Genomic DNA, 1,221 nt, shown 5'->3' with positions numbered 1-1,221 from the left:
ACCCGCGGCACGCCATGAGCCAATGGGAAATACGGTGAGATCCGCGCCATCTGGCGCTCGCTCAGAAGAAACAGATCACCCATCAGCACCTCCATCGCAGAGGCACTGAATCACTCCTCAGACCAAATTAATAGGTCCTGAGCCTAGAGTCTTTTCCAGCTATTCCAAGTGAGAGGGATTTCGCTCTATGGGCCGATCTAAATGGCTTGTCTCCGGAATGCACGCACGATCTTACAGTTAATGCCTACATGCTCAAACCCAGAAATCTGCTTCGGTCAGCTTCAAACCTTTGGCGAGCCTCGCAAATAAAATTGCTTAGTGCCCGTTTGAGAATGTCGCACGGGGTCGGATTGGGGTAGTCTCAAGCCCACATGAGGCGGATGTGGACCAAAGAACATCGCGAGCGCCAGAAGGCCTTTGAGCGGCGGCGCTACCCGACCGACCTGACGGATGAGGAATGGGAGCGGATCAGGCCGATCCTGCCCCAGCCGGCCCGGCGTGGCCGCAAGCCCAAGGTGAACCTGCGCGAGATCCTCAATGGCATTCGCTACCTGGCCCGGACCGGCTGCGGCTGGCGCATGCTGCCGCATGAGTTCGGGCCGTGGCAAACCGTGTATTGGTGGTTCCGACGCTTTGTCCGGCGCCTGCTGTTCCAGACCCTGCACGATGTCGCCCTCATGCTCGACCGCGAGCAGGCTGGTCGGGAGGCGAGCCCAACGGCTGGCGTGATCGACAGCCAAACCGTCAAAGCCCCGTCAGCGCCGGGCGGAGGCGGCTATGACGCGGCCAAGAAGATCAAGGGTCGCAAGCGGCACATTGCGGTCGACACGGACGGACGCCTGCTCATGGTCAACCTCACGACGGCCGATGTGCAGGATGCCCAAGGCGCGGAGCAGATCATCAAGGCGGTGCGCCAGCGCTGGCCCTTTCTCAAGCACCTGTTTGCCGATGGAGCCTATGACCGTGGACGTCTGATGAGCGAGGCGGCTTACCGGGATTTCGTGATCGAGATCGTGCGCAAGCTGCCCGACCAGCAGGACTTTCAGCCGCTGCCGCGCAGATGGGTGGTTGAAAGAACGTTCGGTTGGATGATGCGCTGGCGCCGGCTGGTGCGCGACTATGAGGAGCGCTGCGACGTCTCGGACGCCATGATCGGAGTGGCCATGAGCAGCCTCATGCTCCGCCGCATCGCTCACCCGTAGCAATTCTCAAACGGGCACT

General features: G+C 60.9%; 1 protein-coding gene. It reads left to right on the top strand.

Annotated features, from left to right (window positions below; genetic code table 11):
• The first annotated feature begins 380 nt into the window (after positions 1 to 380).
• A complete protein-coding gene (locus tag AB4097_RS21470; RefSeq protein WP_442043327.1) occupies positions 381 to 1,202 on the top strand; it encodes an IS5 family transposase in 822 nt (273 codons plus the stop codon).
• The last annotated feature ends 19 nt before the right edge of the window (positions 1,203 to 1,221 follow it).

Origin of the sequence: Microvirga sp. 2MCAF35 (assembly GCF_052115545.1) — a bacterium.
Lineage (GTDB): Bacteria > Pseudomonadota > Alphaproteobacteria > Rhizobiales > Beijerinckiaceae > Microvirga.
Note: the sequence above shows the minus strand (reverse complement) of the source record. Positions and strands in the feature narration are given on the sequence as shown.

Excerpts from the sequence above, each read along its gene's own strand:
- AB4097_RS21470 (WP_442043327.1), top strand. The coding sequence starts at position 381 with ATGTGGACCAAAGAACATCGCGAGCGCCAGAAGGCCTTTGAGCGGCGG.